Source organism: Mammaliicoccus sp. P-M59 (genome assembly GCF_022386135.1).
GTDB classification, from domain to species: Bacteria; Bacillota; Bacilli; order Staphylococcales; family Staphylococcaceae; genus Mammaliicoccus; species Mammaliicoccus sciuri_A.
Genome location: NZ_JAJNJJ010000009.1, coordinates 1 through 13592 on the forward strand (window position 1 = coordinate 1; position 13592 = coordinate 13592).

Consider the following 13592-nt stretch of genomic DNA (forward strand, 5'->3'; position numbering starts at 1 on the left):
ACTCACGAGATTCACAAAGATGTGAGTTAAAGCTGAAGTAAACTCACGAGATTCGCAAAGATGTGAGTTAAAGCTGAAATAAACTCACGAGATTCACAAAGATGTGAGTTAAAGTCTAAATAAACTCACGAGATTCACAAAGATGTGAGTTAAAGCTGAAGTAAACTCACGAGATTCGCAAAGATGTGAGTTAAAGCTGAAATAAACTCACGAGTTACAAACAAACATACATTTTAGTTGCCTCATAAGAAGTATCGGTACATATAATCACCTTCTTTCTTAAAATATTTATTACATATTTGCCTAATTGCCCATCTATCCCCACCACACCACAATTCTGCTTCTTTTAAAGTAAATGGCCCATTCTTTAATACGTATAATTCTTTTAAATTTTCTAAGTAGAGTAACTGTCTCTGTATATGTCTTGAGCAATACATACAATGACCGAATCGCATTCGTTTATCTAATTGTATTTGGTTGATTTTACGGCAATGTGGGCATCTTAAGCCTGGTTTGATTTGTTCGAATGGAATTATATGTCTAGGGTAGGTCTTCGAAAAATCTTGTTTAAGTGTTTTGATTTTATTGAGGATGGCTCTATTTTCGTCTACTTTAAAATTATTAAATAACTTAGGAATTTTGTGTAACTCTGTTGGTAACAGTACCTGTTTACGATTAGGTATGTCAGAGTGAAGTGTAAATGTGGGGTTTGTAAATACGAGATAAGATATAATATCTCGTTTAATATTGAGATGTGATTTAATCAATTCAAGTTCATATTCGGCTCTTTTCATTTGTGAAAAAGGGGTTTGGAATATATTCCCGTAACTATTTTTCATTTGATTATCGATGATATAGTAGTCGCCTTTATAGTGTTTGACTTCTAAATTAATCATCTTATCATCATCTACAATGAGGAAATCGAGTTGAATTTGGTTCTTTATATTTAATTCAATGTTATGTACATAATTTAACTTAAGTTCTTTATCTAACATTTGTTGTACAATTTGTTCACCTTCTTCTCCTTGGATTTGTCGATAAATTTCTTGGGTGTCTTGATTGGCATCTATTCGACCAAAGATTGCCTTGTTATATAGTGTGAGTACCATCTATCAACCTCCTATTTTTTTACATTTATTATATATAATATTCCACTAAAATACAAATAAAAACATTTTAGAAACCGATTATCTTGATTTCCAAAATGTTTTTATTATAACTTATTTGAGTTTTTCTGCTAATTCGATATAAATACCTTCTGGACCTTTGATATAACACAATTTGTAGATGTCTTCGAATTGCGTAATTTCTCCGATCACTTGAGAAGATGTTGTGGCCAATTGTTCTACAACTTGTTCAATATTTTGAACTGAAAATGCAAAATGACTAGCACCTACATTTCTTGGGAAATGTATAGATTTGTTGGTCGTTGATGATTGGTCACGAAATTGTATGAGTTCTATAGCTGTTTCATCGTGAGGAACTTTCATCATAGCAATGCTTGCTTCTAAAGCATCTACACCATAAATATTGCCAATCCATTCACCGTTAATATTTTGTTCTCCGATCAGTTCCAATCCTAACGTAGTAAAAAATGCTTTAACAGATTCTAAATCTTCAACGATAATACCTACATGGTCCATTTTATTTAATTTCATGTTTACATCTCCAATTCAGTTAATAGTTATATTATAACTATTATATCTGTTGAGACGGTTATTTCCTAACAGCATGAACAATATAATTCATATCTTTTTTATATCGTTTCATTGTTTTAAACATATTAAAGAACATAGAGCGATTTTCTTTTTTTAAGGCATTTTTTATAATTTTAAGCGTACCTAATACACCTTCATCTCGTATCATGCCAGCTGGCGTCATCAGTGTTAACGCGCCAATGTGCGATTCTATTTGTTTGAAGCCAGCATCTTGATAAAGTTTATACCATTCTGCTGTTGGTAATGGGGTTACTTTAACGTTAATGGCATCACTTAAATGATGGATAATTTCATCTTTAGATTTAACATTAATAATGGCGATATCATGTGTTAATACGATGCCACCTGGTTTCAAGACGCGGTAATATTCTTTTAATGCTTGTTCTTTCGCTTTAATTGGCAGCATCGTAAGCATCGCTTCATTTAATACGATATCAAATTGTTCATCTTCAAATGGTAAGTTCATCGCATTAGCTTTTTGAACATTTATTAAATGAGATAAGTTTGCAGATGATACATTTTTAATACCTTTTTCTAGAGCTTTAGCATTTATGTCGACACCTTCAATTCTACATCCGTAAGTTTTCGCAATTTGCATAGCTGTTGTACACATATTGCATCCAACTTCTAATACATATTTATCTCTCGTGAAATGGCCTTTTTTAATAAGCCAATCTGTCGCAATTTTTCCACCAGGTCTTAATCTTTTCTTACCTAACTTCGCTAAAAATGTATGTCCAGCTTCTTTTTTCATAATGAATCATTCCTTTAAAAAGTTTTTAAAGTAGATGTTTGTATTTCTTAAATAATACGTGGTTTTCTAAATGAACATGTTCATGTGTGTCGCGTTCTAATTGTTCTAAACGTTGATAGACAAGTCTCCATGTACCACATGCTTCTAGAGGCGGTTGGTAATCGTTTGTGATGGTACGTATCTCTCGTAATAATTGTCCAGCTTCATCATGTTCATCAACTAAAGATGTAATCGTTTCGTTTAATTGATCAACTTGTTTACCTGCTGATACATCTAAAAGTTTAGGGAACGACTGATGATCTTCTTCGTCAATATGTTCTAATAATGCAGACTTCAGTTTAGTATATAAGTCCTTTAGTTCTAATAAATATGGATGACTTGGACCGTGAACTTTAGCCAACTTTGTAACATAAGGCGTTAAGTTTTGAAATTCAGTTCTCAAAGCTTCATGATACCGAGATTGAATGTACTGAATAAGTGAAGCAGCATCTAAATATTTAATATCAATTCCACCATTTTGTTGATCTACAGGTATGCTATTGAGTTGATTTAACAATGTTTCTAAATCGACCTTTTTATTCTTAGACACGGCTTCATCAATGGATACATCACCTCCACAACAAAAGTCGATACCGTATTTACGAAAAATATCAGCAGACTTTGGAATATCTGTTACGACATCAGCAACATGACGCTCTTTAGTAATCATGTAATGACCTCCTTTAAAATATTTACCTTCTATATATCTCAATTATATTATATGAGAAACATTCTCAGTATTAGGGAATTCCATGAAAATTACATAAAATTGTAAAAAATATGGTATGAAAATATGTCGATAAAATTTATTCCGATATATCGCTTGACTCTTTTCGATATATCGGATAATATAACGATATATCGAAAAGAAGAAAGGTGATTATATGTTTAGAAGAAATTTTGAGGGAAGATTTAACAATCACAGAGGTCATATGATGAATCGTGATGGCTTTGATTTTGGCAGAGGTTTTGGCGGTCATCCGGGAAGAGATCGTTTCTTTAAGAAAGGGAACTTACAATTTATTATTTTAAAAATGTTAAAAGAAGAACCAAAACATGGTTATCAAGTCATTAAAGATTTAGAAGAAAGATTCAAAGGATTCTATGCACCAAGTCCAGGTTCAGTTTATCCAATTTTACAAATGTTAGAAGATAGAGACTTTGTATCAATTTCTAAAGATGGTAATAAAAAAGTTTATACAATTACAGATGAAGGCGAAACATTTTTAAATGAAAACATCGATCAAGATGAATTTACGAAACGATTAGAAGGATTCCAAAATGTTGATATTAAAGCAATGGAAGATGCACGAAATCAACTTAGAGATTTATTTAAAGAAATTATGTTAGCGGGAAGAGAAGCAGTAGAAGATGATGAGAAAAAAGCGAAATTCGAATCATTTATAAATGAAACAAAAGAAAAAGCAAAAAACTTATATAAAAACTAAAAAGAAGGTAAACATGTTGAAAAGCAATATAAATAATAAAGTCGCAATTATAGGTGGAGGTCCTGGTGGCTTAATGCTCGGTTTGTTATTACAGAAACAAGGGATTCCATTTACGATATTTGAAAAAGGTGAGCGCAATATTAATGGCAATAGAGGGGGTTCGTTAGACATTCACGAAGAATCCGGACAATTGCCGATTAAAGAAGCTGGTCTTATTGAAACATTTAAAAGTATGGCAAGATTTGAAGGCGAAGATACAAAAATTCTAGGACCAGATGGCACATTGTATTTTGAAGATGATGCAGAAGGTGAAGGTGGAAGACCAGAGATTGATCGTGGTGAACTTTGCGATATGATTCTTAACGAAATCAATCCAGAAAACATCCGTTATCATTATGAATTTAAAGCAATCGAAACGTTAGATAATCATAAAGTTAAAGTCACTTTTAATCATAATGTGAGTGAAATCTTTGATGTTGTAGTCGGTGCAGATGGATCATTTTCTAAAGTGAGACCATTTATAACAGAGCAAGAAATCAGCTATACAGGTATTTCAATGGTCGAACTAAACGTTTCTGATGTGAAACAACAATTTCCAGATTTAGCTGCTTTTAATAAGAATGGTAAAATCATGGCGCTTGGCGGTGATCAAGCTATACTCGGGCAATTGAATGGTGATGGATCGATTAAAGTTTATGTCACTTATCGCATGCCATATAAAGATCTAGATAAGTATAAAGCTTTGTCTCCTGACCAACTAAAATCACGTTTATTACAAGATTTTAAAGATTGGGATAAAGAGCTTTTAAAATACATTTCATACGCTGATGATCAAGCTTTATTTAGAAGAATTTATAAATTGCCAATTGGTTTCAAATGGAATCGTCAATCGAATGTGACATTGTTAGGTGATGCGGCTCACGTTATGAGTCCATTCGCTGGTGAAGGTGTTAATACAGCACTATATGATGCGTATTTATTAGCACGCGCATTTAAAAATCATGACAATTTAGAAGATGTGATAACAGCTTACGAAGATGAAATGTACAAAGCTTCTGAAGAACATGCACAAGAATCTCAAGATAATTTAGATTTAATGTTTTCGGATAATGCTGCTGAAAAAATGGGCAGTATATTTACAGATGTAGAACAAATGTCATAAAAATTCTTACTGTGTAGATGATTAATTTACGTTATACTTCAATTAAGGAAGAACTGAATGGAGTGATAACATGGTCAAACAAAGAGATCAATGGTCATCTAAGATAGGATTTATTATGGCATCAGCAGGTGCTGCAATCGGTATTGGCGCAATATGGAAGTTTCCTTATGTTGCAGGTCAATTCGGTGGTGGCGCCTTCTTATTGTTATTTATTATATTTACATTATTTATTGGCTTACCGATGTTGATTTCGGAATTTATCATTGGACGTGCAACAAACAAAGAAGCTGTTGCAGCCTATGATACGCTAGCACCAAAATCACCATGGAGAATAACGGGCAGACTTGGTGTTATTGGATGTTTCTTATTATTATCCTTTTACAGTGTTGTAGGTGGTTGGATTACAATTTATACAGCATTGGGATTAACAGGCAATCTTATATCTGATGGTACAAACTACGGTAAAGTCTTTGAACAAATTATAGGAGAGCCATTTACTGTATTAATCGGTGTGTTTGTCTTTATTTTAATGAATGTTGTTGTGTTAAACTTTGGCATTAAAAAAGGTATTGAACGTGCAAATAATGTATTAATGCCTTTATTATTTATATTCTTTATTATTCTTGTTGTGAGAGCAGTAACTTTAGAAGGTGCGTCTGAAGGATTATCGTTCTTCTTTAGTTTCAACTTTGAAGATTTCTCAGCTGAAGGTGTATTGTATGCGTTAGGTCAGTCATTCTTCGCGTTAGCTGTTGGATTCTCATGTATGGTTACTTATAGTTCGTATTTAAGTAAAAAGGAAAGCTTACCAACGTCAGCTATGTCAGTATCGATTATGAATATTATCGTGTCTATATTAGCAGGAATGGCGATATTCCCGGTTGTATTTGCATTCTCATTAGAACCTACTGAAGGTCCTGGATTATTATTTATCGTATTACCTAATGTATTTGGTCAAATGGCATTTGGTTCAGTATTCTTAACGTTATTTTTACTGTTATTCTTATTTGCGACATTGACTTCTTCATTTAGTCAATTTGAAATTATCATTTCAGCTTTCGAAAAAGAAGGTAAAAGATCACGTTCAAAAATAGTGTGGATATTAGGGTTATTGACATTTATCGCTTGTATTCCGTCATCACTATCATATGGTGTTCTTGCAGATGTTTCGATTTTTGGAAAGTCTATATTTGATGCAACAGATTATTTAGTGAGCAACATATTATTGCCAATTGGCTGTTTACTAATCGCAATATTTATTTCGTTTAGAATGGATCAAGCTATCGTAAAACGAGAATTCCAAATGGGGAATCAACTGTCTTTAAAATGGTTTAAATTATGGAAATTCTTAATGAGATATATCATTCCGATTATTATACTTATCGTATTTATATGTTCACTTTAAGTCTGTCACGAAATCCATGAAATGAGGTATAGCAAATGGAGTTTAAACAGTTAAAATATTTTGTGGAAATTGTTAGAAATGGTGGTATGACCCAAGCAGCAGAACATTTATTTGTCGCGCAATCTACAATTAGTAAAGCTGTAAAAAATCTTGAAAATGAATTTGGTATCACGCTATTTGATCGTTCACAAAAACACATTAAACTAACAGATACTGGCGAAGTATTTTACGATAAAGCAGTAGAATTCTTAACGCTGTTTGATCATTTGACGCTCGAACTGAATGATATCTTTGAAGTTCAACGTGGACATATTAGATTAGGTTTGTCGCCTATGATTAAAGTGGATCTTATAACAGATAGTCTCGAGAATTTTCATGGTAAATATTCTAACGTCACATACGAAGTTACTGAAGGTGGCGGTAAAGCGGTAGAACATTATATTAATAAAGATGAAGTAGATATTGGTGTGACGACATTACCAGTAGACTCATCTAAATATAACAGCGTGCCACTTTATAAAGAGGAATTGTTTTTAGTAGTGAATAAGTCACATCAACTTGCCGAAAGACGTCAAGTATCAATCAGTGAATTGAAAGATGAAGAATTTGTCTTGTTTCACGATGACTATTATTTAAGAGATATGATTATTGAGAACTGTCGAAAAGAGGGATTCTATCCAAAGACAGTTGCTAAAATATCACAGCTTACCTTTATCAGCAATATGATAGAAAGAGGACTTGGTCTATCTATTGTGCCACAAAGTATTGCTGAACAAATGAGTGATGATGTGACAATGATTGAACTTGAAGGTGAAAAGATATATTGGCATCTCGGATTAATTTGGAAAAAGGGTGCCTATGTTAACAGAGTTACTAAAGAATGGATATTATTTCTAAAAGAATCACTAATCAAGAAGCAGGCCGGAACATAATGTTCTAGCCTGTTTCTTGCTTTGAGCAGTAATGATATTTTTAAACTATTCCAATACGGAATATGTTAAATCGATAATATGTATTTTATTAATACTTTGAACCGTCCTATAATATTGTCTATAAGTCTTATTAAAAGGATGAGCGCATATGATTAAATTGTTTATTAAGATACTATTTCAAGTATCTCTCATATATATGATTACTCAAATTGGTAAATGGCTTCAAGAAATATTACATATACCAATTGCAGGTAGTATTGTTGGACTAGCATTATTATTTTTATTACTTCTAACAGGTATTTTACCTGAACGATGGATAGAAGTCGGTGCTAATAAATTAATTAATGTAATGATTCTATTCTTTGTGCCTTCAATTGTAGGCATAATGGATATTGCAGATCAGATTGGACCAGGTTATATCATTATGGTCGTGTTACTCATTGTGAGTACAAGTTTGGTAGCACTGTCATCTGGTTATGTTTGTGAGAAGTTTTTAAATATTAATAAAACGGATAAGGAGAATGCATCATGATTATACAATCTTTATTGATGGTACTTTTAACATTAGCTTGTTTTATCATCGCTAAGAAATTACAAATTAAATACAAACATCCTATACTCAATCCAGCACTGATTGCTTCAATTATGATTGTCACAATTTTATTAGTGTTAGGTATGAATTACAAAGACTACATGGTAGGTGGTTCATGGATTCATCAATTTTTAGATTGTTCAGTTGTGAGTTTAGCTTATCCGTTATATAAATATAGAAAGTTGATTGTCGCGAACTTCAAAATTATTATTTCAAGTGTATTAGCTGGTATCATGGTTAACTTTGTCCTCATTTATGGCGTTCTATATATAATGGGATATCCGAGTTCAACGATTGTCACAATTTTACCTAGATCGATGACAGCAGCAGTAGGTATTGAAGTGTCTCACCAAATGGGTGGCACAGATACAATAACGGTAATGTTTATTATAGCGACAGGTTTAATTGGTAGTATTTTAGGTAATTTTTATATTAGTAAAGCGAAGTTTAAAAGTGATTTAGCGAAAGGTTTAACGTATGGTAATGCTTCACATGCGTTTGGTACAGCCAAAGCTTTGGAATCTAATATTGAAGCAGGTGCGTTTAGTACAATAGGTATGATTTTAACAGCTGTACTCAGTGCGATTATGTTACCGGTACTTTATTTAATGACCACTTATATTTAATGAGATATAGAAGGAGAAATGGCAAAATTCATGTCATATTTCCTTCTTTTTTATATAAATTTATATTCATGAAATATGTATAAAAATACATAATAAAAGTACGTTAGATTTGTTATGTTCGTTAAATTTTAACTTAACACAACCGTTGTAGCAATATTTATAATGATTATAAAATGCGATTTATATATATTTATTCATAAGTAATGATGCTTTTCATTGTATGTAATTTGCATTTTTATTAAAACTTCTATATCGTCTTCATTGTGATTTAAATCATCGTGTTCATTAAAAATGATTATTTAACGATGTACATTAATCGACAACGAGGAGTGTTCAGAAGTGAAGAAACATAAAGTAATGGACTGGTGGACATTTTATGGGACGGTTGCAGTATTACTTATCGCTGTTATACCGATGATGGTATTCCCTAAAGCTAGTCAAGAAGTCATCACAAGTATCAATGATATTATTTCGGATTCATTAGGTGCATGGTATCTATTACTTGGATTGATTGTTTTTGCATTTGTATTATACATAGCGTTTGGGAAATACGGGAATGTCACTTTAGGTAAAGCAAGTGATAAACCTGAATTTAATAATTTTAGTTGGATTTCGATGCTGTTTTGTGCGGGTATCGGTTCAGACATTTTATACTGGGGTGTCATCGAATGGGCATACTATTATCAAGTGCCACCGTATGGTGCAGGTAGTATGACAGATGAAGCACTCGAGTATGCAACAATGTATGGCATGTTTCATTGGGGACCAATAGCTTGGGCGATTTATGTGTTACCTGCATTGCCAATTGGTTATTTAGTATTTGTTAAGAAGAAACCAATCTATAAAATCAGCCAAGCATGTAGACCAATTTTAAAAGGTCAAACGGATAAATTACTCGGCAAAATTGTAGATATTTTATTTATTTTTGGATTATTAGGTGGTGCAGCAACATCATTAGCCTTGGGTGTGCCAATGATTTCTGCAGGGATAGAGCGACTCACAGGACTTGATGGTGAGAATATGGTTATGAGAAGTATTATCTTGCTCATCATTACGGTCATCTTTGCATTTAGTTCTTATACAGGTCTGAAAAAAGGTATACAAAAATTAAGCGATATTAACGTTTGGCTAACATTCTTAATTTTAGGAATCGTACTGATTGTCGGACCAACGATATTTATTATGGAAACGACTGTATCAGGATTAGGAAATATGTTGAAGAATTTCTTTAGAATGGCTACATGGTTAGAACCATTTGGCGGTATTGGTGATAGAAAAGAAACAAACTTCCCTCAAGATTGGACGATATTCTATTGGTCTTGGTGGTTAGTATATGCACCATTTATTGGCTTATTTATTGCCAGAATTTCCAAAGGTCGTACGTTAAAAGAAGTCGTATTAGGTACAATTATTTATGGGACTTTAGGGTGTGTATTATTCTTTGGTATCTTTGGTAACTATGCAGTGTTCTTGCAAATTTCAGGACAATTTGATGTCATTCAATTCTTGAATCAACATAGCGCTGAAGCCACTATAATAGAAGTGATGCATCAATTACCATTTCCAAAAGTAATGATTGTCCTATTCTTAATCTCAGCATTCTTATATTTAGCAACAACATTTGATTCAGGATCATATATATTAGCAGCAGCAACTCAAAAAGAAGTTATAGACGAACCATTAAAAGCAAATCGTTTATTCTGGGCGTTTGCATTATGCTTATTGCCATTTTCATTAATGTTAGTAGGTGGAGAACGCGCGTTAGACGTCTTGAAGACCGCATCCATATTAGCGAGTGTGCCACTAACTGTTATATTTGTGATGATGATGGTTTCATTTATCCGGACACTAGGCGGAGATCGAATTAAATTAGAAGAACGAGCTGAAAAATTAAAAGCAGTTGAACGACGATCATTAAGAATCGTTCAAGTACGAGCAGAAAAAGAAGACGATAACTTATAAAGAAAATTCCAACAAAATCACATGATTTTGTTGGAAATTTTTATATCTTAATTTTTTAAAACAATCTAACACTGAAGTGTTCGCAACGGCTATCATTTTGAGTGAATAATTTCTTCATTAAATTGACTGAAAATTCAAAAAGAACAGTTGACATCATATGATGTATCGGGTATGCTAATCATCATAATTTATTATTTCTTAGTAAACTTATCTGTTTAAAATAAATTCTGTTAAAAACATTGATTTTAAACTTAAAAAGCTTGTAGAAATAAGTATAAGGAGGACGTTATATATCATGGCCGAAGTGTTAACATATGAACGTTTTGACACTGATCCTTTTAAAGATATTGATATTGACGATGAAACTAAAGGTGCATATCAAATAATTAAATGGGCGTATGAACATTATGGAGATTCTATCGTATATTCATGTAGTTTTGGGGCAGAGGGTATGATTTTGATAGATTTAATATCAAAAGTTAAACCAGATGCCAAAATTGTTTTCTTAGATACTGACTTACATTTTCAAGAAACATACGATTTGATTGACCGTGTGAAAGAAAGATATCCAACATTAAATATTGAACTTAAAAAGCCAGATTTAACGCTAGAGCAACAAGCAGATCAATATGAACCGGCACTATGGACAAGTGACCCGAATCAATGTTGTTATATCAGAAAGATTAAACCGTTAGAAGAAGTATTATCGGGCGCTACTGCTTGGGTCTCAGGATTAAGAAGAGAACAATCTCCAAGTAGACAAAATACCGATTTTATTAATAAAGATGAAAGATTTAAATCTATAAAAGTTTGTCCTTTAATTTATTGGACTTGGGACGATGTATGGGCATATATCGAACGCCACGATTTAACCTACAATGAACTTCATGACTTTAATTATCCGAGTATTGGATGTATTCCTTGTACAGCTCAAGTATCTTCGTCAGGTGATTCACGTGAAGGAAGATGGACGAATTTCAACAAAACTGAATGTGGTTTGCATACAGTAAATAATAAACCTAAGTAATCTAATTAAGAGATTTATTAATCTTTTTTTAGCATAAATCAGACTATTCCCATAAGAATAGTATTTAAAACTTAAATAATTGGACAGGATGAGGTGACATCTTTGGAATTATCAGTAACAAATAGCCCTTTTAATCAAGAGCAGTCAGAAAAGTTAAATCAAGTATTTGCAACACTTACAAATGAACAAAAGATTTGGTTGAGTGGTTACTTATCGGCGTCAGTCGTACAAGGTGGTCAAGCAAGTGCGCCTGTAGTTGAGCAATCTACGGCAGTGAGCAGTGAACCTAAGTTTAAGAAAAGAGATATTACGGTATTGTTTGGTTCTGAAACTGGTAATGCTCAAGGTTTAGCTGAAACGTTAGAAAGTAAATTAAAAGAAAAATCATTCAATGTCAATCTTGCATGTATGGAAGATTTTAAGACAAAAGATTTAAAGAAAGTAGAAGACTTATTTATTATCACAGCGACTCATGGAGAAGGAGATCCACCAGATAACGCAATTACGTTCCATGAGTTTTTACATAGTCGTAAGGCACCTAAGTTGAATGATGTAAGATTCTCAGTGCTAGCACTTGGAGATGAATCGTATGAATTCTTCTGTCAGACTGGTAAAGATTTTGATAAGAGATTAGAAGAGTTAGGTGCAGAGAGAATACATCCAAGAGTAGATTGTGATTTAGACTTTGATGAACCTGCTGAAAAATGGATGGAAGACATTTTAAATTCAATTGGCCAAGTATCAGGTCAAACAGCAGAAGAACCCGTTAAATTAGAAGCTGAAGATTTATCAGCTACTCAAACGTATTCACGCTCGAATCCATACGAAGCTGAAATTTTAGAAAATATTAACTTGAATGGTAGAGGTTCAAATAAAGAAGTTAGACATATAGAACTTTCTTTAGAAGGTTTCAATGATTCATTTGAACCAGGTGACTGTATCGGCATATTCCCGAAAAATGATCCTGAAATTGTATCAGAGTTAATTGAAACACTCGTTTGGGATCCTGAAGAAATCGTACCAATTAATGATTCAGGAGATACGTTAACTTTACGTGATGCATTAACTAATCATTTCGAAATTACTAAATTAACTAAACCAATCGTCACTAAAGCTGCGAATATCTTTGGTAATGGCGTGTTATCTGAAAAAGTTAAAAAAGATAGATGGATATACGGTTACGTTGAAGGTCGCGATTTTATAGACTTATTAAACGATTTTCCACCTGAAGATTTACAACCAGATGCTTTACATCAAATATTGAGGAAATTGCCAGCTCGTGAATATTCAATCGCAAGTAGTCATCAAGCAGCACCTGATGAAGTACATCTAACAATTGGAGCAGTTCGTTACCATTCTCATGATAGAGATAGAAAAGGTGTTTGCTCAGTTCAATTTGCAGAACGATTACAACCAGGTGATACAGTACCAATTTACTTGAAGAAGAATCCGAACTTTAAGTTCCCTAAAACAAGTGAAACGCCTGTCATTATGATTGGTCCAGGTACAGGTGTTGCACCATTTAGATCATATATTCAAGAAAAAGAAGAATTAGAGCTTACTAATAAAGCTTGGTTATTCTTCGGTGAACAACACTTTACGACAGACTTTTTATACCAAACAGAATGGCAAGGTTGGTTGAAAGATGGCGTGCTTGATAAATTAAGTGTCGCGTTCTCAAGAGATTCAGAAGAAAAAGTATATGTACAACACAGAATTGAAGAAAACAGTAAAGAATTTTATCAATGGATTCAAGAAGGTGCAGCTATCTATGTATGTGGAGATGAAAAACATATGGCTAAAGATGTGCATCAATCCATTTTAAATGTCATTCAAAAAGAAGGGCATTATAACGAAGAAGAAGCAGAAGCATTTTTAACTGAATTGAAAAAAGAGAGAAGATATCAAAGAGATATTTATTAAGAGG

General features: G+C 32.9%; 13 protein-coding genes. 9 read left to right on the forward strand and 4 right to left on the reverse strand.

Annotated elements, in window-relative coordinates; all coding sequences use genetic code 11:
* Nucleotides 1–242: 242 nt before the first annotated feature.
* From LQ617_RS13255 to scdA, 4 genes are all read right to left on the reverse strand, one after another.
* The gene (locus LQ617_RS13255; RefSeq protein ID WP_239740567.1) at nucleotides 243–1109 is read right to left on the reverse strand and encodes a nuclease-related domain-containing protein; all 867 of its coding nucleotides are present in this window, start codon (nucleotides 1107–1109) and stop codon (nucleotides 243–245) included.
* Between the two features lie 111 nt (nucleotides 1110–1220).
* Nucleotides 1221–1658 carry a VOC family protein gene (locus LQ617_RS13260; protein WP_239740568.1) on the reverse strand — a complete coding sequence of 146 codons (438 nt, stop codon included), beginning with the start codon at nucleotides 1656–1658 and terminating at the stop codon, nucleotides 1221–1223.
* 58 nt (nucleotides 1659–1716) lie between these two features.
* Nucleotides 1717–2472: a class I SAM-dependent methyltransferase gene (locus tag LQ617_RS13265; RefSeq protein WP_239740569.1), complete on the reverse strand. Its 756-nt coding sequence runs from the start codon at nucleotides 2470–2472 to the stop codon at nucleotides 1717–1719.
* 25 nt (nucleotides 2473–2497) lie between these two features.
* Nucleotides 2498–3181 carry an iron-sulfur cluster repair di-iron protein ScdA gene (gene scdA, locus LQ617_RS13270; RefSeq protein ID WP_239740570.1) on the reverse strand — a complete coding sequence of 228 codons (684 nt, stop codon included), beginning with the start codon at nucleotides 3179–3181 and terminating at the stop codon, nucleotides 2498–2500.
* Nucleotides 3182–3395: 214 nt separating this feature from the next.
* On the opposite strand from scdA, the gene LQ617_RS13275 reads away from it, so the two are divergent.
* From LQ617_RS13275 to LQ617_RS13315, 9 genes are all read left to right on the forward strand, one after another.
* The gene (locus LQ617_RS13275) at nucleotides 3396–3959 is read left to right on the forward strand and encodes a PadR family transcriptional regulator (protein WP_103361078.1); all 564 of its coding nucleotides are present in this window, start codon (nucleotides 3396–3398) and stop codon (nucleotides 3957–3959) included.
* Between the two features lie 13 nt (nucleotides 3960–3972).
* A complete protein-coding gene (locus tag LQ617_RS13280; RefSeq protein WP_239740571.1) occupies nucleotides 3973–5121 on the forward strand; it encodes an FAD-dependent oxidoreductase in 1149 nt (382 codons plus the stop codon).
* A 70-nt stretch (nucleotides 5122–5191) separates the two neighbouring features.
* Nucleotides 5192–6526 carry a sodium-dependent transporter gene (locus LQ617_RS13285; RefSeq protein ID WP_159316009.1) on the forward strand — a complete coding sequence of 445 codons (1335 nt, stop codon included), beginning with the start codon at nucleotides 5192–5194 and terminating at the stop codon, nucleotides 6524–6526.
* A 35-nt stretch (nucleotides 6527–6561) separates the two neighbouring features.
* Nucleotides 6562–7458: a cidABC operon transcriptional activator CidR gene (gene cidR / locus LQ617_RS13290; protein ID WP_239740572.1), complete on the forward strand. Its 897-nt coding sequence runs from the start codon at nucleotides 6562–6564 to the stop codon at nucleotides 7456–7458.
* Nucleotides 7459–7606: 148 nt separating this feature from the next.
* The gene (locus LQ617_RS13295; RefSeq protein ID WP_048540515.1) at nucleotides 7607–7990 is read left to right on the forward strand and encodes a CidA/LrgA family protein; all 384 of its coding nucleotides are present in this window, start codon (nucleotides 7607–7609) and stop codon (nucleotides 7988–7990) included.
* Complete coding sequence (locus tag LQ617_RS13300) at nucleotides 7987–8676, forward strand: LrgB family protein (protein WP_049320490.1); 690 nt, start codon at nucleotides 7987–7989, stop codon at nucleotides 8674–8676. Before LQ617_RS13295 ends, LQ617_RS13300 begins: the two co-directional genes overlap by 4 nt.
* A 339-nt stretch (nucleotides 8677–9015) precedes the next feature.
* Nucleotides 9016–10638, forward strand: a complete 1623-nt coding sequence (locus LQ617_RS13305) for a BCCT family transporter (RefSeq protein ID WP_126477972.1) — start codon at nucleotides 9016–9018, stop codon at nucleotides 10636–10638.
* Nucleotides 10639–10933: 295 nt separating this feature from the next.
* Entirely contained in the window at nucleotides 10934–11665 is a 732-nt protein-coding gene (locus tag LQ617_RS13310) for a phosphoadenylyl-sulfate reductase (protein WP_048540518.1), read from the forward strand.
* A 102-nt stretch (nucleotides 11666–11767) separates the two neighbouring features.
* Nucleotides 11768–13588, forward strand: coding sequence for an assimilatory sulfite reductase (NADPH) flavoprotein subunit (locus LQ617_RS13315; protein WP_126477974.1), 1821 nt, complete (start codon nucleotides 11768–11770; stop codon nucleotides 13586–13588).
* The last annotated feature ends 4 nt before the right edge of the window (nucleotides 13589–13592 follow it).

Excerpts from the sequence above, each read along its gene's own strand:
- LQ617_RS13255 (WP_239740567.1), bottom strand. The coding sequence starts at position 1,109 with ATGGTACTCACACTATATAACAAGGCAATCTTTGGTCGAATAGATGCC.
- LQ617_RS13260 (WP_239740568.1), bottom strand. The coding sequence starts at position 1,658 with ATGAAATTAAATAAAATGGACCATGTAGGTATTATCGTTGAAGATTTA.
- LQ617_RS13265 (WP_239740569.1), bottom strand. The coding sequence starts at position 2,472 with ATGAAAAAAGAAGCTGGACATACATTTTTAGCGAAGTTAGGTAAGAAA.
- scdA (WP_239740570.1), bottom strand. The coding sequence starts at position 3,181 with ATGATTACTAAAGAGCGTCATGTTGCTGATGTCGTAACAGATATTCCA.
- LQ617_RS13275 (WP_103361078.1), top strand. The coding sequence starts at position 3,396 with ATGTTTAGAAGAAATTTTGAGGGAAGATTTAACAATCACAGAGGTCAT.
- LQ617_RS13280 (WP_239740571.1), top strand. The coding sequence starts at position 3,973 with ATGTTGAAAAGCAATATAAATAATAAAGTCGCAATTATAGGTGGAGGT.
- LQ617_RS13285 (WP_159316009.1), top strand. The coding sequence starts at position 5,192 with ATGGTCAAACAAAGAGATCAATGGTCATCTAAGATAGGATTTATTATG.
- cidR (WP_239740572.1), top strand. The coding sequence starts at position 6,562 with ATGGAGTTTAAACAGTTAAAATATTTTGTGGAAATTGTTAGAAATGGT.
- LQ617_RS13295 (WP_048540515.1), top strand. The coding sequence starts at position 7,607 with ATGATTAAATTGTTTATTAAGATACTATTTCAAGTATCTCTCATATAT.
- LQ617_RS13300 (WP_049320490.1), top strand. The coding sequence starts at position 7,987 with ATGATTATACAATCTTTATTGATGGTACTTTTAACATTAGCTTGTTTT.
- LQ617_RS13310 (WP_048540518.1), top strand. The coding sequence starts at position 10,934 with ATGGCCGAAGTGTTAACATATGAACGTTTTGACACTGATCCTTTTAAA.